This is a genomic window from Flagellimonas sediminis, assembly GCF_010500845.1.
GTDB classification, from domain to species: Bacteria; Bacteroidota; Bacteroidia; order Flavobacteriales; family Flavobacteriaceae; genus Flagellimonas; species Flagellimonas sediminis.
This window is the reverse complement of record NZ_JAAAMI010000009.1, coordinates 1-18697: the sequence shown is the minus strand read 5'-3', so window position 1 is coordinate 18697 and position 18697 is coordinate 1. Positions and strand designations below refer to the sequence as shown.

The window sequence follows — 18697 nt, the reverse complement described above, 5'->3', positions numbered from 1 at the left end:
GGTAAAAAGTAAAAAGGTTAAAGAAACGATATGGCAAGATATTCACGGATAGCGGTGGCACGGACAATGGCGGAAACGGGCATGGTGCCCCTGTTCTACCATCCCGATGTGGAATTGGGAAAACAGGTGTTGAAGGCCTGTTACGAGGGCGGAGCCCGACTGATGGAATTCACTGCCCGGGGCGATTTTGCCCATGAGGTGTTCACCGAGCTCAACAAATATGCACTCCAAGAACTGCCTGGTATGATCATGGGCGTAGGGAGCATCACCGATGCCTCGGCCGCTTCGTTCTATATGCAATTGGGAGCCAACTTTATCGTAACGCCTTCCTTGCGGGAAGACATTGCCGTAACCTGTAACCGAAGAAAAGTACTGTACAGCCCTGGTTGTGGCAGTCTTACTGAGATTAACCGAGCCGAGGAACTGGGGGTGGAGATCATCAAACTGTTCCCTGGTTCCACGTACGGCCCCGGGTTCGTGAAGGCGATCAAAGGGCCACAACCTTGGACGAGCATCATGCCCACAGGCGGGGTGGATACCAGTGAGGTCAATTTAAAGGCATGGTTCTCCGCCGGGGTCACCTGTGTGGGCATGGGATCCCAACTGATATCTAAGGAAATTCTGGAAAAAAGGGATTTTGCAAAATTGACGGATACCGTGAAGGAAGTTTTGGGGGTTATTCAGGGTTTGGTTAAGTGAAAATTTGTTTGATTGTTTTGTTATCAAAGTGATTACTCGTTTCCATTTATATGTAGTTCATTATTGTGAGTAACGAATAGCTACTATGGTTTAAGGCATTAACTATTTATAGTTAATTAAGCACTGTGAATTAATGGGTTCTTTAACGATACTTGTTTCTACATAGTCTGTTTCAATTATAGTGTTCGAACATTTTTTTCCTTTGTATTTTTTTCCAGGAATGTGGTTGCAAACAACAAAATCAGATTTACAAATTGAGCATTGTGTTTTCGTTGCAATCCCAGTGACACTTAGTCCATTCAATCGATTTTGAGAAATCCTCCGTTTGATAATTTTATCAGTTATTACCATTCTAGATTTAAGTCCTTCATCATCACTCCAAAGCCAACACCAACCCACTATTTTGGGTTTATGCTCTAAAAATACAGGAGTAGGTAAATCCTCGTAAGGAGATTTTATTTCAAAGCATTTGTCAAATCCATCCTTTAATTCTTTCCGTTTTTGAGCAACAAGCTTGTCGTTACTTTTTTCCTGATGCTCACCTAAATAATTGTATGTAATAGTGGAATTATCAATTTTAATATTGATATTCTCTTTAATTATAGTTTCTTTTTGGTCAAATAGTTTTTGGATTTGGTTTGAAATTATATTTGTTAATATGGTTATAGGAATGTTTATTAGTGTAATATTTATTGGGTCTGCAAAAAACTCTGCGATTCCCTTTTTGTAAAGATATTGTAGGGGAAGCCCATTATCAGGTTCAATAATAACATTATAACCTTCAGAGCGTAAATATTTTATTAGAAGTAAAGTATCTCTCGTAACCAGTTTTCTATTTGGAAACCGATTTTCATAAGGATTAAAGGTATCTATTATTATTTTCTTCTTCTTTCCCAAGGTCTTTTAATTATATATGATTCGTGTGCAGTGTATTCTGTCGCATTTCTAATTTTACTGATACCTCCAACTCGTTAAATCCGCCCCTTGGGGTGCACTTTCCCAGATACGCTCCATGATTTTGGGTACATACATGGTATTGTACCGCAAACGGCTGATGGCATTGGGCTGGTCGGGGTCGCCGTTCCAGCAATGCTCCGCACGGTCCCCGTACAACACTTCGCCGTCATAATAGGGATCTGTGGTGCTTTCCAGAAAATCCTCCATCAAATACACGGCGTTGTTCAAATAATAGTTGTCCATGTCGCCACAATAGAGATGGATCTTGCCTTTTAGACTTTCGCCCAATTTGTCCCAGTCCCGCTCCAAAATATGGCGTAGGTCATAGTTTTCTTTCCAATACTCGGCCACTTCGTGGTTGATCTCCCCTGTTTTTTTGTCCCAAATGCGCACGGGATAGCCATCCTCGCCCTGGGGAGAATAGGTGGCTTCCCAAATGTCCCATTGCTGCCCAGATCGGGATTTATCACCCAAGACCAGTTCCAAATGATTGCCCTGCCGTAGCGTGGATTGGATGTCCCCCAAATAATTTCTATGCGAGGGCACTTCCAGTTTTTTGTGTGGGGAATCGTAGTAATAGGCATTTTTGTCCTCGTAAATATTAGTGAGGCAATACGCCCTAAAGTCGATAGGGTCGGGGCAGGCGGCAAAGCAGCCGTTGTATTCCTCGGGATATTTCACTTGCACGGCCAAGGCTTCCCAGCCACCCGTGGAGCCACCGTACAAGAATCGGGACCAACCTTCACCCATACCCTGGAACTGTTTTTCTATATAGGGTATGAGTTCGTAGGTAATGGCATCGCCCCACGGTCCCTGACTAGCGGAATTCACCGCATAGGAATCGTCATAATAGGGGGTAGGGTGCTGAATTTCGATGATGAGGAAACGTGGAAAATCAGGGTCGTTCCAGCGTTTGTAAAAATCGTAGGCCTCTTGCTGTTGAATGATGTTGTATCCATCCAAATCGAAACGTGCAGAATATTCCGGCTCCAAGTTCGGGTCCGGCGGAGTAGTTCGGAATCCGCCAAAGTCACTGGGGAAATGACCATGGAACACCATCAAGGGATATTTGGCCTCGGGATGTTTGTCAAAATCTTTGGGCAACAAAATATGGGCACCCAGATACATGTCCCGTCCATAAAATGCGGACAATTTTTCGGACTTCATTTTGATGTGCTTGATCCATTCGGTGTTCTCGGGCTCGGGAATGGGTGGTATTTCTTGGTCCATGACCACGGATATGTTTTCGATACCATTGCTGCCAACGGTTATTTTGTAGGGTTTGCTATAAAGATTTCCAGGGGAACGGTTCCACTGTTGTCCTTCGCCATTGTCCATAGGGAGTTTTACCGTATGGCCTGTAGACAGGTTAAAGGTCTCGTACACATGCAAAAGGGCCTGCACGTTGTATTCGCCGGGAGGTACATCGGCGAGACTTGGATAGGGATAGCCAAAAACGGTTTCATCAAAATTTATAGGTTGTCCAGGGGTCATGTCATCCACGTTGACGCCAAAAATGAGTTGGGTAGACAGTCCATCGTTGATCTGGAACCGAGGCTCCTTACTGTCGTCTGTAGAGAGCATCAAAAGTAATCGGCCATCTTTTTTTTCAGGACTTATTTCCGAAGTAAAACTCACATCGATACTGTACTTTGAGCTTGCCTTTTTTTCACAGGAGACGAACAAGAGGCAGCAGCTGCAAAAAAGCAAAAGGAAATTTTTCATGACGGTTGGATTTTAGATGAAAAAGATACTTCATTTCCATCACAAACCCATGGAAACAAAGGATTTATTGCCACTTCCCAATTATGGATTTGAAGCGCTACTCCACTCTATCAGTAAACTCATCCGGTTCAATATGGATGAGCACGTGCCCCAGATTGGGTATTTCCTTTCGCAGATAATCTTTTAGATTATGGGCGATCCAATGTCCTTTTTCCACGGGAATGGAACCATCCACAATGGCATGAAGGTCCACGTGGTATTTCATTCCCGATTTACGGATAAAGCATTTTTCGGTACCTAATATACCATCGACTTCCCGAGCTTTTTCACGTATTTCCAGAATGAGGTCATCGTATTGGTGCTCATCCATGATTTCGCCCAAAGCAGGTCTAAAAATCAAATAGCTGTTATAGAGGATAAATGCCGAGGCAAAAAGCGCCGCCCAATCGTCGGCTGTTTCATAGCCCTTTCCAAAAATAAGGGCAATGGAAATACCGATGAAGGCCATAACCGATGTGATGGCGTCGCTACGATGGTGCCATGCATCGGCCTTAAGGGAAGAACTGTGGGTCTGCTTACTTTTCCGGATCACGATCTGAAACGAAATCTCTTTCCAAAGGATGATGGCCCCCAAAACATATAGAGTCCAAGATTCCGGGGTCTTGTGAGGGGTTTGAATGTGCAGTACGCTTTCATACGCAATGATGGTAGCTGATGTCACCAAAAAGGCCACGACCACGAAGGTAATCAGAGGTTCAATCTTACCATGGCCATAGGGATGATTTTCGTCGGCAGGTTTCTTGGCATAAGTAAGTCCGAAAAGGACCAAAAGGGAGGAGAAAATATCGGTAGTGGATTCAATGGCATCCGCAATCAAGGCATACGAATTTCCGAAGAATCCCGCCAAACCTTTTATCAACGCCAGACTGGCATTACCAAAAATGCTGAAATAGGTGGTTCGTATCGCGGTCTGTTCGTTACTGGGTTTTTCCAAAGGAAGCAAGTTGAAACGCTCTTGCAAAATAGACAAAAAAATAGCGAAGGACTGGAAGATTGCGCTACTATTTTATAAATAAAATCCCCGGTACTTGATGGCTTTTCAAGTCCGGGGATTTAAAAAAAACAGAATGGTTAGGTAATGGCTTTAGTTTTTGGAAATCGCTGCTTGTGCGGCTGCAACCCTTGCGATCGGCACTCTATAGGGTGAACAACTCACATAGTCCATACCAACAGTTTGGCAGAAGCCAACAGAACTTGGTTCGCCACCATGTTCACCACAGATCCCGACTTTAAGTCCGGGATGGGTTTGTCTACCCCTGGTAGTGCCCAATTCGATCAATTGTCCAACCCCTTTTTGATCCAAAACTTCGAACGGATCAGCTTTTAAAATGCCTTTTTCCAAATAGATGGGCAAGAACTTACCTGAATCGTCCCGGGAATATCCAAAGGTCATTTGGGTAAGGTCATTGGTTCCGAAGGAGAAAAAGTCGGCAATTTTGGCAATTTCATCCGCCACTAAAGTGGCCCTTGGCGTTTCTATCATGGTACCTACGGAATATTCCACGGTATCCTTACGTTTTTTGAAGACCTCTTGAGCGGTTTGATCGATCACTTCTTTTTGCTGTCTAAACTCCTCAACGGTACCAACCAATGGCACCATGATTTCGGGTTTGGTCACGATTCCCTCCTTTTTCAAGTTAAGGGCAGCCTCGATAATGGCCTGGGTCTGCATCTCGGTAATTTCAGGATAGGTATTTCCCAAACGGCATCCTCGGTGTCCCAACATGGGGTTGAACTCTTCCAACTCGGCCACTTTACTTTTCACGGAAGCCAAGGAGATGTGAAGGTCATCGGCCAATTCTTTTTGCGTGGCCAATTGGTGGGGCACAAACTCGTGCAATGGGGGATCCAACAAACGGACGGTTACGGGATAACCCTTCATGGCACGGAAGATGCCTTCAAAGTCACCACGTTGCATGGGTAACAGATCTTTCAAGGCTTGTTTACGACCTTTGATGGTGTCCGCCAAGATCATTTCCCTCATGGCCTTGATTCGGTCCACTTCAAAGAACATATGCTCGGTACGGGTCAACCCGATACCTTTGGCACCAAAGCTTCGGGCAATTTCTGCATCCTTGGGGGTATCGGCATTGGTACGCACCTCCATTTGGGCATAAGAATCGGAGAGGCTCATCAATTCTGCAAATTCGCCACTCAATTCTGGTTCTTTCGTGGCAACTTTTCCTTCCAATATGTTACCTGTTGATCCGTTGATGGAAATCCAATCCCCTTCGTGGTATTCATGGTCACCAACTTTTAGGGTTCTGGTTTTATAGTTGATTTTCAATGCACCAGCACCAGAAACGCAACACTTGCCTATTCCCCTTGCCACAACGGCAGCGTGGGAGGTCATACCGCCACGGGCGGTAACGATACCTCTGGCCAAGTTCATCCCTTCCACATCTTCTGGGGAAGTTTCTATACGCACCAAAATGCTGTTTTTGTATTTGGTTGCCTCATCGGCGAAGAAAACGATCTGACCGGTAGCTGCCCCAGGTGAGGCAGGCAGACCTTGCGCAATCACATCGGCATCTGCCAAGGCATCTGGATCAAAGATGGGGTGTAACAGTTCGTTAAGTTTGTTAGGCTCAATGCGCATCAGGGCCTTTTTTTCATCGATCAATCCTTCCTTGAGCAGGTCCATGGCAATTTTAACCATGGCAGCTCCGGTACGTTTCCCGTTACGGGTCTGTAATATCCAAAGCTTACCTTGTTGAATGGTAAACTCCATGTCCTGCATATCTTGATAATGGGTCTCCAATTTGTTTTGGTATTCAAAGAGTTCCTTGTAGATATCGGGCATCAATTCTTCAAGGGAAGGATATTTTTCTTGACGTTCCTCTTCCTCAATCTGTGCCAATTGGGCCCAGCGTTGGGATCCCAAAAGGGTAATTTGTTGTGGGGTACGTACACCGGCCACAACATCTTCACCCTGGGCATTGATGAGGTATTCGCCATTGAATTTGTTTTCACCGGTTCCGGCATCCCGGGTAAAGCAAACCCCGGTTCCGGAGTCTTCTCCCATGTTACCGAATACCATGGCCTGAACGTTCACCGCGGTGCCCCAATCCTCTGGGTAGCCATGCATTTTTCTATAGTAAATGGCCCTGTCACCGTTCCAGCTATCAAAAACAGCGGCCACGGCACCCCAAAGTTGATCCCATGGGTTGGTAGGGAAAGGCTTGCCCGTTCTTTTTTTAACGATATCCTTAAAGTCGTATACCAAATCTTGAAGGTCCTGAACGGTGAACTGGGTATCATGTTCTATTCGACGCTTGTCTTTCAAATGCTCCATGATTTCTTCGAACGGATCCAGATCGTCCTTGGATTCAGGTTTTAGGCCCATGACCACACTGCTGTACATTTGGATGAAACGGCGGTAGGAATCCCATGCAAAACGATCGTTGCCGGTCATTTTGATGACCCCTTTTACGGATTCATCATTCAAGCCCAGGTTAAGAACGGTATCCATCATACCAGGCATGGAAACCCTGGCACCTGAACGCACAGAAAGTAATAAAGGGTTTTCATCATCCCCAAAAATGGCCCCCATTGTTTCTTCAATACGGGTAATGGCTTCCCTAACTTGGGGTTCAATTCGTTCAATGACCGCCTCTTTTCCTTCTTGGTTATATTGTGTACAGACTTCGGTGGTAATGGTAAATCCGGGAGGCACGGGAATGCCGATTCGGCTCATTTCGGCTAAGTTGGCGCCTTTTCCTCCCAATAGCTCCTTCATATCGCGACTGCCATCGGCCTTTTTATTCCCAAAGGAATAGACGCTTAATTGGTTTGCTGTAAGTGTTTCCATCTTTATAATGATTAAGAAATTGACAAGTGCTAAAATGCGTATGTAAAAGTAGCAGCAAACCGGCCCCTAGAACATGATAAAAATCAGGGTTTTAGAGTGATCCCTTGTTTAAAACATTCCTCAGAAAGGTGATTTGTTCTATATGGAAAGCCATGGACCCATTTTGATGGTAAATACCCGGCGGATATATACAAAAGTGGTCGGTAAACCTTTTAAAATCAGAAAAATAAAACTTTTTTGTAACCTAGGTTACTTAAAATCAAATACTTAGGAAAATACTGACATTTATCATCTTTTGGTTTTGCAACCTGAAAGAACTTTGTCCCATACAAAACCAAAAAACTATGGAATCTCAAATAAGAAAAAGACAGTTCACATTACAGGCAATCTTCCTTTGGATCACATTTGGCCTAATTCCATTAACACTTGCAGCACAAAACTTTAAACTCAACAATGGTGAAGGAAAGGTTACGGTAACCGGAACCTCTACCCTCCATGATTGGGAGGAAGTGGCGGAACAAAAATCGGGAACCTTGGTCCTTGATGCATCGGGCGATCTTCCCTCTGTATCCACCTTAAAATTTGTGGTGGATGTGGAAAGCTTGAAAAGCGGGCATGATGGCATGGATAAAAACACCTACAAAGCCCTAAACACGGACAAGCACAAGCAGATCACTTTCCAAATGTTGGAAGTGAAGAGCATTTCTCCCGTGGTTTCTGCCTCCAAAGGTTATAAAATGGTGGCCCTTGGCAACCTGACCATTGCTGGCAAGACCAATAAAGTGGAATTGCCCTTTAACCTGACCATCAATGGGGATAAGGTGGAGCTCGAAGGAAAAAAGCCCTTAAAAATGACGGATTTTGGTGTGGAACCTCCCAAAGCATTGTTGGGCACCATAAAGACCGGTGACGAAATAGAGGTTCACTACAACACCATCTGGACAAAATAAAAATCAAAATACTCAACTTAAAAATCTATAGCAATGAGAAAATATGTAAAACACGGATTATTGGCTTCTGCCTTGTTCATGGTAAGCCTTATGGGGTTTTCCCAAAATCGTCAACTGGATAATTATCGTTCTCCCGATAAAAATGGCATCAATGTATTTGAAGCCCCAAAAGATACTGTATTGACCTTTGACGGGGTCAAAGTAAGAGTGGGTGGGTCATCTACCTTGCAGTTCCAAGCTTTGGACCATGAAAACTCTGGAGCTGTTGAGTTGATCCCAATCGGGGACAACTTTAACTTGGCAACCGCCAACTTGGATTTGGATGTGGCCTTGGCCAAAGGTGTTCGTATGCACTTAAGAACCTACCTTTCCTCTAGACACCACCCAGAACCTTACGTAAAAGGGGGGTATTTTCAAGTGGACAACTTGGATTTCATTAGCCCTGGGTTCTTGGAAGATGCCATGCAATATTTGACAATAAAAGTAGGGCACATGGAAAACAACTATGGTGATGCCCACTTCAGAAGAACAGATAACGCCCAAGCCATATACAATCCTTTTGTAGGTAACCTGATCATGGATGCCTTCACAACAGAAGTTGGCGGGGAGGTGTATTTCAGGAAAAATGGGTTCATCGGAATGTTCGGACTTTCCAATGGCAAATTGAACCAGGCGGTGAACAACCCTGATCAAACAGGAGCCTCTATCCTGGCCAAGTTGGGATATGACAAACAATTGAACGATGATTTCAGATTGCGTATCACAGGATCCATGTACAGTACTGGCAAATCTGGTAGGGTTTACCTATACAGCGCAGACCGTTCAGGTTCTAGGTACTATTTGGTGATGGAAAATACAGAGGCATCAACTTCTAGCAACTTCCGTTCTGGTAGATATGACCCAGGAATGACCAATGAGATCACTTCCTTTATGATCAACCCTTTCTTGAAATACAAAGGATTGGAGTTTTTCGGAACCATTGAAACTGCCAGTGGTAAGGCCGATGCCGAAACCGATAAGAGAAATGCCACACAATTGGCAGGGGAATTGATCTACCGTTTTGGTAACAATGAAAACTTCTACCTTGCCGGCAGATACAATACCGTTGATGCGGAAACTGCCGCCGGGGAGGACATTACCATTGACAGACTACAGTTGGGATTCGGTGCCTTCTTGACCAAGAATATCCTTGCCAAATTTGAATACGTGAACCAAACCTATGATGGTTATAGTGACACAAGCATCTTTAATGATGGTAAATTTAATGGGGTTTTGTTAGAGGCTGTGATCAGTTTCTAAAAAACCATTGGTTTTAATGACAGAGGACCTAGGGCAATTTTGTCCTAGGTCTTCAAACTAAAATCCTTATCTTTAATTGACATGTTAACCACACTTCCACACATCACCAAATACCTCTGGATGCTACCAGTGTCGCTCCTTTGGTTTACTGATCCCGATCCGGAACGCGAGGCAACCGTTCGTGTGGCCCCAGAGAGTGAAGTGGTCATTTCCGGTACAACCAATGTCAATCAATTTACCTGTAAATACAATCTACAAGAGTTGGAACTTCCCATTCGGTTGATCTATGATGAAAAGGCACAGCACATCCTTTTCAAGAATGCCAAATTGAAACTGGCCAATGATTGTTTCGATTGTGGAGGAAAGGCCATCAACAAAGATTTTAGGGAACTGTTGCAATCTGAAAGGCATCCTGAAGTGGAATTGAAACTTTTATATGTGAATCCTCCCCAACCTGAAAAGGAGACCATTTCGGTGGGAATGGAGATCAAGATTGCCGGAGTTACACGTAAATACGAATCCGTTTTAAACTGCGAACAAAAGGGTGGTATCTGTGTAAAGGGAACCTTGGCCTTAAAGCTTACCGATTTTGGCTTGGAACCCCCTAAAAAAGTTTTGGGCATGATCAAGGTGGATAATGAGATCCAGGTACATATGGCCCTTAGAATGAACGAAATTTAATATAATCGGTACTCTTATATGAAAATCCGTTGCGATGTGATATCCAACGGATTTTTTGCTTTTTGTTATAGGCTGAACGGATTGTTTCATCAAGATAAAAATTGTGAATAAAGCAGTATATTGTAGGGCATTTTAAACTAAAATTTAACTACAAACCATAATGAAGAACAGATTTTTAGCAAAACAGGGATTGATTGTATTTTCTTCCCTAAGTATGACCTTTTTGGCCATTTCCTGTAAAGCACAGGATAATTTTGGCGGATTGGCCCTTTATACGGTTAGGGACAACATGGGTGAGGATGCCAAAGGCACCTTGGACAAGGTGGCCGAAGCCGGGTATGCCTATGTGGAAGCTGCAGGTTATAATGAAGGCAAATTCTATGGAATGGAACCTGCAGAATTCAAGGCTTATTTGGAAAGTAAGGACTTAAAACCAGTAAGTACCCATATGGGTATGGTTACCCTGGAAAATGTAGACCAATTGATTGCGGACGTTAAGGCGGTAGGGTTTGAATACTTCACAATTCCCGTGCCTCCAATGGGGATGTTCACTTTTGACCCAGGTACAAGAACCATGGGAATGAAAGGCACAATGGAGGATTTTGCCAATGTATTGACAACAATAGGTAAAAAGTGTGAGGCAGCTGGTTTAAAATTGTTATACCACAATCATGATTTTGAATTCAAAGAAAATGCCGAGGGTGTAATTCCAATCGTTTATTTATTGGAGAACACCGATCCTAAATACGTGAATTTTCAAATGGATTTGTTTTGGGTAACCAAGGCAGGAGCGGATCCTGTTGCCTACTTCGAGAAATACCCTGGTAGGTTCAAGTCCTGGCACGTAAAAGATATGGATGAGGAAGGCAAGTTTGCACCAGTAGGAGAGGGAACCATTGATTTTGGCAGGATTTTAAAAGAAAAGAAAACCTCTGGGATGGTAAAGTATTTTGTGGAACAGGATATGAGTTGGGACAAAAAACCTTTGGAAGTGATCGTGATCAGCCACGAAGGTCTTAAAAAGATAGGTTTCGACTAATATTTAATGAATGTTTGATCGGTGATTTCTTGAAATCTTAGAAGAAACAAAAAAAATATTTTTTACAACGGTTGACATTAGTATCTTTGCACCCGCAAAGTTGGGTCGCGTAGCTCAGCTGGATAGAGCATCTGCCTTCTAAGCAGACGGTCGAAGGTTCGAATCCTTCCGCGATCACTAAAGGGGATTTTCTGCAAATTGAGTGGAAGTCCCCTTTTCCTTTGCCCTTCAAATCCCCTGAAAACAAAGAGATTGCGCCAAAAATCTCATTGACCCGAAAAGTTCGAACTCGCTTGTTTTTGAAGTCATACCCAATCCCGTCGGGGAACACCATATATTGTATGGCCCTTTTGGTTTCCAAATCCCCTAACTTCCACAATGAAGGCAGGTTACAGGCGTAATGAAGTGCCAATTTCACGGACTTTTTGAGGTTCGAACTATTTATTTCCCCATTTTCCATTTTCACCTCCAGTTCCCTTTGTTCGGCTTTCAGTTCCGGCATGAAAAGGTCGTACTGGGACTTTGTGATCTCGTTCAGCAAGACATATCTTCTCTCCAATGTGTCCATCCTTTCTTTAAGTTGGCCGAGTTCTTTGGTCAACCGCTTTTGATCCTCAAGTGCCTCTTGGTTTTTATCGATCAAGGTATCGTGTATGATATCGGTCAAAGGTCCGATATACTTTTTGTCGGCCAGTGTAAACCTGCCCAATACGTTCAGGAACTCTTTATGGAGCTTATTGGCACTTCTGTTCTCCTTGCTGCCCTTGCGCCTGTTCTTGTAATAGTACAGGCCTTTTTTCTTCACGATATATCCAGTGTAGGGCGTTCCACAGACCGAAGATCTGACAAACATCTTCAACGGCAGGTTTTCGTCATCGAACGAATATTTCTTCGGTGGTTCACCTGCATGGAGCAGATTGTGGATCTTAAGGAACATTTCTTTCGATATGAGGGCCTCGTGTTTCCCCTGGATTACTTCACCGGGAATAAGACTGTTCACGATAAGCCCACAATAGAACGGGTTCCTGAAAAGGTCCGTCAATCTTTTTGCATGTATGTCCAGGCCCTTGTCTTTAAGTCGTTCTGCAATCTCGACATGGGACATATTGGAATTTGCCTTCCATAAAAAAGCCTGTTTGAGCAATCTTCCTTCCTCCGAGACCACAAAATTCGGGATCTTCCCTTTCCCGGGATTCGTATTGGTATACCCAAATGGATAGGCACCCGTCCAATGGCCCCTCCGCAGCTTCTCCCGCATTCCGGTAATGGATTTGTCCCTACGGATCTGGTTGTCGAAGTGGGAGAACATATGGTACAGGTTTTCCTGGAACGTACCCGCACTTGTGGTCACATCGATTTCCTGGGTGGCCGAGATAACGGCCACCCCCTGCTTTTTTAACTGTTCGCTGATGTAGGCACCGTTCGCACCCGTTCTGGAAAACCTGTCATAGGAATAGACGATGATATAGCCGATGTCCTTTCTCCTTTTGACATAGCTGAGCATCCTTTGGAACTCCCTGCGCTCATCGCTCTTTGCGGATTCATAGGTGCCCCCGAAATATTCCAATACTTCCAATTCTTTTCGAATTGCATATTCCTGGCAATATTTGAGTTGGGTCGTTAGGCTGGCATTGTTGTCAAATTGCTCCTTACTGGAAACACGGGTGTAGATAACGGCCGTGTTGTTTTTCCCTATTATCCTTCCTTTTTCCTTTTTCGCAAATTGACCGAATACCTCTAAGTTCATATGCTCTCTTTTTGGGCTATGTTATCAGTTTTTTAGGTTGTTCCAAGATTTCCTCGGTATTGCCCCTTGCCATGGACAATCCATCTAGCAAAATCTGTTCATTTTCCACACTTCAGTATGAAATGCCCTTGTTACTCTTTCTTCCGTTTTTGATACCCAGGTTGAAATTCTTCGAAAGGTTTTTTTTTTGATCTATTTCCTTTTGCATCCTTTTGATGGAGGTATCATAAAAGAAGTTGATTATCGGCAACATATTGTTGTGCTTCTCCGAAGCTTTGAGGGCATCGATATAGTTTTGCCTTTCCTCCTTCAAAATGATCACATGGGGATGTTTGAATTTCTCCAGAATAAAATTGGATATCAACCGGCCCACCCTTCCATTGCCATCGGGAAAGGGATGGCTGTAAATGAACATTTTATGGAATATGGCGCTCAACTCCAAAGGGGGCACTTTTCTGTCTCTGATTGCATCGTCAAAACTGGACAAAAGCCTGGGCATGTTCGCTATGGCCCTTTTTGTGTCACGAAATATGGTATCGCCGGCGGCCATTTGGGTCTTGGCATATTCCCCGGGCCTATGCCCTTTATATGGCAAAGTATTTTTGGTGGCTATTCTATGGATAGTTTTGACAAAGGATTCGTTCAATTCGGAACCATGGTTTTCCAGCATATGACCGTACGCATCGAAATGATCCATTATTTCGAAGGCCTCCAGTAAAGTCTTGTTGACAAGGTTAACGGCATATCCCTTTTCCTTAAGCTCCCTGGTATCGTCGACACTGAAGCTATTGCCCTCAATGCCACAACTATGGGCCGAGAACAGGATTTCATTGTATCTTTTGAAATCATCTGCATCAAAGGCCGATACGATGGTTTCATCGTATTCCTCCCTCAATGAATCGTATTCTTTTCTGATCGTTACAAACGGATCCTTTCCTTCCATCATTAATTCAAAATTTATGATATTAAGGCAATCGTCAATGAAATGACACGAATTGCCATCGGGTCGTGGGCCGCTCTTGGACTGCCCTTCAAATATCCAATAATTGTTTCCGGTACCCGTCCGATCATTGGTCATTTATATTCAAAAGATAAATGAAATTCCACGGTCTTTTGATTTGGAACGTTTTTGCTCCTTGCTCAAAATCCCTATTTCCCGTTCAAAATATTTTTTTGCTTGATTTAACATAAAATTCCTGAATATTGAAATGTCCTCGCCTCTCCTTGTGTTTTCCAGGGCATCAAAATACTGTCTCCTGTCTTCCGGAAAAACTACCGTCATAGGGTGGCCATGAAAAAGTTGCACATAGTTCATCAATAATCTGGAGAGCCTTCCATTGCCATCGGCAAAGGGATGTATCGAGACCATCTGGAAATGGATGTCAAATGCAAGTAGGTTGCTGCCGACAAAGTCCTTTTTCCCATTGATGGTCGATGACAGTTCCCGCATTAGGCGATCGACCTCTCCGGGAACTTTGGCCTGATCCATAAAGATCCTATCCTCATTTCTGACAGTCGCCTTTCTGAAATCCCCTTTGGACGAATCAAAATCCCCGGCCATGGTCGATATCTTGGAGCCGGTCCCTTTCATTATAGTTGCCGATAGCTCCCGGATATCCTTGCTTTCAAGGATTTTTTTGGATTTGGCCCACTCGATGATCAGCTTGAGGGCCTTGAGATGGTCCGTGGCCATTAGGGAGTGTTCCAATGGACGGTTGTTGGGCGTCAGGCCTTTGTCCAGCAAAATGAACGTTTCCTCCAATGAGAGGGTCGACCCTTCGATCACGGTGCTGTGATGGGTAATGGCATATTGGTTGAACTTGTCGTAGTCCAGAACGCCCTTGGACAGTTCCAGGTACCTTTCCTTTATATCGATCAGCTCTTTAAGGTCATTTCTCATGGCTCCATCTATTTTATGGCAATCTAATTTAAAACTTTATCCCTGTTCTTTGCAAAAAAGTCAAAAGCCTTTTTGATCGGTACGTTCATGCTCTGTTCTTTGGACATGGCCGCAGACTATATCGGCCAGTTGTTTGAGTTGCTCCACAATCTTTTCCGCTTCTTCCTCCGAACAATCCTCAAAACCATTAAATGTCTTGAGCCACGTACTGTTGAATGTTCTGTTTTTCCGCTTTAGCTCGATTATCGGGTTTGACATTTCCTATAAATGGCAATAGCTCCTGAATCTTGAAGGTCACTACCGTATTTGTAAAGCAGGCTTTAATTTACCTTTTTTAATCGATCTGATCCCTTGTGGGATCATTGTTTTATTCCATACTTATGGGTTGTCGGTCAACAACTTTTGGGTTTTTTGAGCAGGGCCGATCTTTTTTCTAAAGATCCTGTTCACACAGACAATCTTACCATTGCTCTGTTTGATCTCCAGATTTTGAAAATCATGTTGTTTCAACATATCAATGATACGCTCCCCTGTGTCCAATCGTTCCAGACCTTCAATGGCATCGACCTCCCCATTTTTGATGATCAGTTTGATGGATAGGAACCTTTTGCTGCGTACCATTTCCAATACCTGGATCTCGGAAGGGGACAATCCTGAATGTTCCTGCTTGTTGTTATCTTTCATAAGTTCATGTTCTACAGACCCAGCCCTTTCCTTTTCTTCTTTCTTTTGGACTTTTTCTTATTAATATCATCTTTGAGTTCCAGTTTGAAAGGGGTCCACTCCGTTTCATTTGCCACAGGCCCGGTCATTCCATTTCCCTCAATTTTTCCCACATGACCTTTTGATTGTTGAGCAAGATCTTCAGTGCCTTTTGCAACTCCCTCACTTCTTGGCTCAGGTTTGATTGCCGTTCCAAGGTTTCCTTCGCCAACTCTATCAGTTCCCCGTTCTTTTCCATTAGCCGATAGTATAATTGAACGGTCTCTGTCTTGCCCATAATCGATTTGTTTTACGATACTGTTCCATGAATATTTTTTGCCAAGCGTACTGCCTTTGTACACTATGCCCTGATGGTTGAACGATATGCCCGAGACCCTGCCCGTGGTCTTGCTTATATTGAACCTGGACGAAATACCGTTCGATTCGAGCATTGAAATAAATTCAGACGTATTCGATGCTTTTTCGATTGCTAAACCAATTTTATCCTGAAGGATAAGTTTGATGGGCAGATTACCTGTTCTCAGGGTTTTCTCGATTTCCTTTTGGCTAAGTGACTTTTTGGTTCCGTTCTTTAACAGAATTTGGGTCAGTCCATATTTCCTTTCCAGATCATTGAGCACTTCCCGACTTCTTCTTTTGATGATGCTATCACTTGTTATCCTGCCAGAATACCTGACCCTGTTGGCCACTATATGGATATGTTCGTGTTCTGTGTCGGTATGGCGGTACATGATGAACTGGTTGTTGTCAAAACCCATCTCCATCAGATAGTCGCAACCGAACGAGGCGAACTCCTTATCGTCCAAGAAATCCGAATAAGGAAGGTTTAGGGAGACATGAAGGACCGCATTCCCAAGTCCCGGACGCAATTGCCTGATCAAATTGAATTCCTGTGTCATGTTTACCGCTGTGGAATGCCCGATATTGGAATCGATGACATATCCTACTCCTTCGTTTACCTTTTTTTCATTGTAGACCAGAAGACCATAGAAATCTTTCCCTATTGTTATCTTACCTATCATTGTTCGCTATATTTGATTTGAGCTGTTTCAATAGCATTTTTACCTCCTCCAATTGTTTAATGATATTGAACGGGTCACGGATACCTGAGTTTGACACCCTTGCAAGTTGGTTCAGGTTGTTTCCCACCCGGCTCAGCTCGACAAAAAGTTTCCGGTCCAATGGGCTTACCTTTTTGGTCGGCAAGGATTTTCCTGTACATTTTCTTCGGATATACTCGGCAACGGATAATCCAATTGTCTCCGCATTATTGGTAATGATCAAGTATTCGCTTTGTGAAACCCTAAAAGCGATGACAATCGTCCTTTGTTTTGATATGTCCTTTTTAGGTCTTGCCATTTGCCATGAATTTGGTATTGTTCCAAAGGTCACTTGTAAACGAAGTGCGCAGTTTTTGTTTACAAAAACACAACTTGCTACGTGACCTCCGATTAACTTAGGCCAAACCTAAAACATATCGCAAGTCAATAAGGGCTTTGCCGTACACGGAGTGTTGTACGGTAAATCGATTCAGCAGAGTTTTACGTCCTCAAAAAGGATTTTAAGGGAAGCCTCCGCTTCAGGAACCTCAAAGTATCTATGGGATTCCAATACGAGATGCTTTAATGCGGATCTATAGCGTGCCTTGCCATGTGCGTTGTCCTCATAAAAAGTACAGGGGTCTTTAGGATGCACCTCCATGGGCGTTGTAAAGGATTTTACGTCTCTGTTCATAAATTCGAACCGTTGGGAAGCCCTTCTGTGGATACCTTGAAGGGTAAGATCTTTGGGATAGTTGGGGACATTGTAATAAAGTTCTTCCAAGATTACGATAAAGGCCCTCCTGCGGGAAAGTTTCGGTTTCTGCGAAGCGATGCCGATGGCATTTTGTACATCGCGTACCAAACGCTCGGCCAATAGGACCTGTAATCGGGAATATTCCTTGCCGTTGACCTCGGGATGTTCCTTCTTGGCCAAATCTTCCAGATAGCTGAGCAGTTTTTCCGATGGAATCATAATTTAGGGCCGCCCCTGCGTCTGTTTATGGTTGGAGTTCGCTCTATAGCATTTACCAAAGCGTTGGCAAGTTTTTCGGACCGGAGGGAGAGGCCCAAAATGTGTTGTTGTGTTATCGAACCCGCCAATAAATAATCGGCCATGGTAGTCTTTTTTGGCCAGAGCTTGGCCTTTACGATAAGATGTAGCAGTAATTGTTCGTGGGCATCGAGACCATAGCGGGCATTTTCCAATTCCTTACCAAGACTTTTGAGATAACCTTCGGGAAGGAGCTTCTTTTCTTTCACGGTTTTCTCCATACTTTCCCATCCGACATGCTTCGATAAATGAGCGGCCATGTAAACTACGGAGAATCGGCCATATTCCCATTTCCGGTACGAGGTGGTCTGATCCAAGAGTTCCATTTCTACAAAATCCACTAGCGGTTCATTGGACAATGGCCGTTTAAAGTCATATTCGATATTTTTTAGTGCTTCCAGCTGTAATTTCGCAGAATTACCCAGGTTGTTCATCAGATGTCTTCCAAAGGTTTGGGACAGGTCAAACAGCGGTTGTTTATCTTCCAAAATTGCCTTTAACAGCAGTTCCCTTTGCTCTTTGGGGACTTCGTCATAATGAAGTCCATACGTAAAGATAGCCGCGATAAGGGTTTTCAGTTGCCCTTCTGAAAGCGCAGACTTTTTGTGGGAAGGGGAATGACCATTCAGTTCACTAATGACTTCCCTGAACGACTGTCGGCCTATCGGCCAACTGAAATCCAGTACTTTATATAGGGTTTCCGACATGGTATAAATTTAATCAATGTAACGGAAAAGATTCAAATAATACATCTCTTCGTTCTTGGCCGTATCCACCCTTTTGAAGAGAACATAAATAGCAGAAACTGATTATCGCAATTACCCTCCAAAAGATAGTCTATAACTTCTTCCTTATAAATGGGAAGACCGTACAAATCCATCAAGGTGGATAGGGCGGTCAATGTATACCACCTGCGGCGGATGAAAGTGAGCAGTGCAAATCAAGTGCACGAGATCGACTCATTTTGGTGCTGAAGTTAACGTTTATTTTTAATTTTTTTTCTCATTGATTC

17 protein-coding genes, 1 tRNA gene and 1 pseudogene are annotated in these 18697 nt (G+C 43.7%); 6 read left to right on the top strand and 13 right to left on the bottom strand.

All coding sequences use genetic code 11. The features are described 5' to 3' along the window. Positions 1 to 30 precede the first annotated feature (30 nt). On the top strand, positions 31 to 699 hold the full coding sequence (locus GTK07_RS15395; RefSeq protein ID WP_163636140.1) for a bifunctional 4-hydroxy-2-oxoglutarate aldolase/2-dehydro-3-deoxy-phosphogluconate aldolase: 669 nt from the start codon (positions 31 to 33) through the stop codon (positions 697 to 699). Positions 700 to 801: 102 nt separating this feature from the next. Here GTK07_RS15395 and GTK07_RS15390 read toward each other — a convergent pair whose 3' ends face one another. From GTK07_RS15390 to ppdK, 4 genes are all read right to left on the bottom strand, one after another. Then, entirely contained in the window at positions 802 to 1596 is a 795-nt protein-coding gene (locus GTK07_RS15390) for a hypothetical protein (protein ID WP_163636139.1), read from the bottom strand. A gap of 54 nt (positions 1597 to 1650) precedes the next feature. Beyond that, positions 1651 to 3381: an alpha/beta hydrolase-fold protein gene (locus tag GTK07_RS15385; RefSeq protein WP_163636138.1), complete on the bottom strand. Its 1731-nt coding sequence runs from the start codon at positions 3379 to 3381 to the stop codon at positions 1651 to 1653. A gap of 97 nt (positions 3382 to 3478) precedes the next feature. Further along, complete coding sequence (locus GTK07_RS15380) at positions 3479 to 4375, bottom strand: cation diffusion facilitator family transporter (RefSeq protein ID WP_163636137.1); 897 nt, start codon at positions 4373 to 4375, stop codon at positions 3479 to 3481. A gap of 150 nt (positions 4376 to 4525) precedes the next feature. After that, the gene (ppdK, locus tag GTK07_RS15375) at positions 4526 to 7252 is read right to left on the bottom strand and encodes a pyruvate, phosphate dikinase (RefSeq protein ID WP_163636136.1); all 2727 of its coding nucleotides are present in this window, start codon (positions 7250 to 7252) and stop codon (positions 4526 to 4528) included. A 344-nt stretch (positions 7253 to 7596) separates the two neighbouring features. Here ppdK and GTK07_RS15370 point away from each other — a divergent pair, with 344 nt between their 5' ends. The 5 genes from GTK07_RS15370 (at position 7597) to GTK07_RS15350 (ending at position 11398) form a co-directional block, all read left to right on the top strand. After that, on the top strand, positions 7597 to 8202 hold the full coding sequence (locus GTK07_RS15370) for a YceI family protein (protein WP_163636135.1): 606 nt from the start codon (positions 7597 to 7599) through the stop codon (positions 8200 to 8202). A 33-nt stretch (positions 8203 to 8235) separates the two neighbouring features. Then, a complete protein-coding gene (locus GTK07_RS15365; RefSeq protein WP_163636134.1) occupies positions 8236 to 9501 on the top strand; it encodes a hypothetical protein in 1266 nt (421 codons plus the stop codon). 81 nt (positions 9502 to 9582) lie between these two features. Beyond that, entirely contained in the window at positions 9583 to 10182 is a 600-nt protein-coding gene (locus GTK07_RS15360; RefSeq protein WP_163636133.1) for a YceI family protein, read from the top strand. Positions 10183 to 10342: 160 nt separating this feature from the next. Then, positions 10343 to 11221, top strand: coding sequence for a sugar phosphate isomerase/epimerase family protein (locus tag GTK07_RS15355; RefSeq protein ID WP_163636132.1), 879 nt, complete (start codon positions 10343 to 10345; stop codon positions 11219 to 11221). A 103-nt stretch (positions 11222 to 11324) separates the two neighbouring features. Further along, positions 11325 to 11398 (top strand) — tRNA-Arg (locus tag GTK07_RS15350). 793 nt (positions 11399 to 12191) lie between these two features. On the opposite strand, the pseudogene GTK07_RS19290 reads toward GTK07_RS15350, so the two are convergent. The 9 genes and pseudogenes from GTK07_RS19290 to GTK07_RS15305 form a co-directional block, all read right to left on the bottom strand. Next, positions 12192 to 12968, bottom strand: a pseudogene (locus tag GTK07_RS19290) (recombinase family protein); the annotation flags it as partial. 112 nt (positions 12969 to 13080) lie between these two features. Continuing rightward, positions 13081 to 13914 carry a Fic family protein gene (locus tag GTK07_RS15340; RefSeq protein WP_203583819.1) on the bottom strand — a complete coding sequence of 278 codons (834 nt, stop codon included), beginning with the start codon at positions 13912 to 13914 and terminating at the stop codon, positions 13081 to 13083. Between the two features lie 138 nt (positions 13915 to 14052). Next, positions 14053 to 14868 carry a Fic family protein gene (locus GTK07_RS15335; RefSeq protein ID WP_163636131.1) on the bottom strand — a complete coding sequence of 272 codons (816 nt, stop codon included), beginning with the start codon at positions 14866 to 14868 and terminating at the stop codon, positions 14053 to 14055. Between the two features lie 60 nt (positions 14869 to 14928). Then, a complete protein-coding gene (locus tag GTK07_RS15330) occupies positions 14929 to 15126 on the bottom strand; it encodes a hypothetical protein (protein WP_163636130.1) in 198 nt (65 codons plus the stop codon). A gap of 120 nt (positions 15127 to 15246) precedes the next feature. After that, positions 15247 to 15552 carry a hypothetical protein gene (locus GTK07_RS15325; RefSeq protein ID WP_163636129.1) on the bottom strand — a complete coding sequence of 102 codons (306 nt, stop codon included), beginning with the start codon at positions 15550 to 15552 and terminating at the stop codon, positions 15247 to 15249. Between the two features lie 11 nt (positions 15553 to 15563). Then, positions 15564 to 16613, bottom strand: coding sequence for a relaxase/mobilization nuclease domain-containing protein (locus tag GTK07_RS15320; RefSeq protein WP_163636128.1), 1050 nt, complete (start codon positions 16611 to 16613; stop codon positions 15564 to 15566). Further along, a complete protein-coding gene (locus GTK07_RS15315; protein ID WP_163636127.1) occupies positions 16603 to 16950 on the bottom strand; it encodes a plasmid mobilization protein in 348 nt (115 codons plus the stop codon). The genes GTK07_RS15320 and GTK07_RS15315 overlap by 11 nt, the downstream gene beginning before the upstream one ends. 171 nt (positions 16951 to 17121) lie before the next feature. Then, positions 17122 to 17607, bottom strand: a complete 486-nt coding sequence (locus tag GTK07_RS15310; RefSeq protein WP_163636126.1) for a hypothetical protein — start codon at positions 17605 to 17607, stop codon at positions 17122 to 17124. Further along, the gene (locus tag GTK07_RS15305; RefSeq protein WP_163636125.1) at positions 17604 to 18392 is read right to left on the bottom strand and encodes a hypothetical protein; all 789 of its coding nucleotides are present in this window, start codon (positions 18390 to 18392) and stop codon (positions 17604 to 17606) included. Before GTK07_RS15305 ends, GTK07_RS15310 begins: the two co-directional genes overlap by 4 nt. Positions 18393 to 18697: the final 305 nt, after the last annotated feature.

What these genes read in the sequence shown, in the direction of transcription:
- GTK07_RS15340 (WP_203583819.1), bottom strand. Translation starts at nt 13,914, where the DNA reads ATGATGGAAGGAAAGGATCCGTTTGTAACGATCAGAAAAGAATACGAT.
- ppdK (WP_163636136.1), bottom strand. Translation starts at nt 7,252, where the DNA reads ATGGAAACACTTACAGCAAACCAATTAAGCGTCTATTCCTTTGGGAAT.
- GTK07_RS15370 (WP_163636135.1), top strand. Translation starts at nt 7,597, where the DNA reads ATGGAATCTCAAATAAGAAAAAGACAGTTCACATTACAGGCAATCTTC.
- GTK07_RS15330 (WP_163636130.1), bottom strand. Translation starts at nt 15,126, where the DNA reads ATGTCAAACCCGATAATCGAGCTAAAGCGGAAAAACAGAACATTCAAC.
- GTK07_RS15315 (WP_163636127.1), bottom strand. Translation starts at nt 16,950, where the DNA reads ATGGCAAGACCTAAAAAGGACATATCAAAACAAAGGACGATTGTCATC.
- GTK07_RS15310 (WP_163636126.1), bottom strand. Translation starts at nt 17,607, where the DNA reads ATGATTCCATCGGAAAAACTGCTCAGCTATCTGGAAGATTTGGCCAAG.
- GTK07_RS15355 (WP_163636132.1), top strand. Translation starts at nt 10,343, where the DNA reads ATGAAGAACAGATTTTTAGCAAAACAGGGATTGATTGTATTTTCTTCC.
- GTK07_RS15385 (WP_163636138.1), bottom strand. Translation starts at nt 3,381, where the DNA reads ATGAAAAATTTCCTTTTGCTTTTTTGCAGCTGCTGCCTCTTGTTCGTC.
- GTK07_RS15395 (WP_163636140.1), top strand. Translation starts at nt 31, where the DNA reads ATGGCAAGATATTCACGGATAGCGGTGGCACGGACAATGGCGGAAACG.
- GTK07_RS15320 (WP_163636128.1), bottom strand. Translation starts at nt 16,613, where the DNA reads ATGATAGGTAAGATAACAATAGGGAAAGATTTCTATGGTCTTCTGGTC.
- GTK07_RS15360 (WP_163636133.1), top strand. Translation starts at nt 9,583, where the DNA reads ATGTTAACCACACTTCCACACATCACCAAATACCTCTGGATGCTACCA.
- GTK07_RS15305 (WP_163636125.1), bottom strand. Translation starts at nt 18,392, where the DNA reads ATGTCGGAAACCCTATATAAAGTACTGGATTTCAGTTGGCCGATAGGC.
- GTK07_RS15365 (WP_163636134.1), top strand. Translation starts at nt 8,236, where the DNA reads ATGAGAAAATATGTAAAACACGGATTATTGGCTTCTGCCTTGTTCATG.
- GTK07_RS15335 (WP_163636131.1), bottom strand. Translation starts at nt 14,868, where the DNA reads ATGAGAAATGACCTTAAAGAGCTGATCGATATAAAGGAAAGGTACCTG.
- GTK07_RS15325 (WP_163636129.1), bottom strand. Translation starts at nt 15,552, where the DNA reads ATGAAAGATAACAACAAGCAGGAACATTCAGGATTGTCCCCTTCCGAG.